The 274-nt window shown below is 47.8% G+C and carries 1 protein-coding gene; it reads right to left on the bottom strand.

The genetic code is table 11. The features are described from left to right. Window positions 1-274 (bottom strand): cytochrome c oxidase assembly protein (locus AB4585_RS26780; RefSeq protein ID WP_372171775.1); only part of this gene is annotated, 274 nt, incomplete at both ends.

The raw sequence follows: 274 nt of genomic DNA, 5'->3' as shown, positions 1-274 counted from the left end.
GAGCCACTAGTGCCGTTTTTGATTCGTTCGTTGCTATATAGGCTGTGCGAATTATCTGTCCAGGATGAACCTTCATCACCTTAGACTGAGGTTCAAACGTGATAGGCAAGCCCGGAGGAATGTGCGAAACAAACTCGACCTTTATGGTTCGCGACTCGTCCACTTGCATAGACTCTGGCTCTTGCACTGCTACGGTAGAGGTTTTGCCGTTAATACCCAGCTGCTCGCAAAGAATGTCGTACAAAGGTACAAGAGCAAAGCCAAAGCCAAACAT

This window comes from Vibrio sp. 10N.222.49.C9, from assembly GCF_041474985.1.
GTDB lineage: Bacteria > Pseudomonadota > Gammaproteobacteria > Enterobacterales > Vibrionaceae > Vibrio > Vibrio crassostreae_C.
The sequence above is the reverse complement of the archived record's forward strand: the minus strand, read 5'-3'. Positions and strand labels throughout refer to the sequence as shown.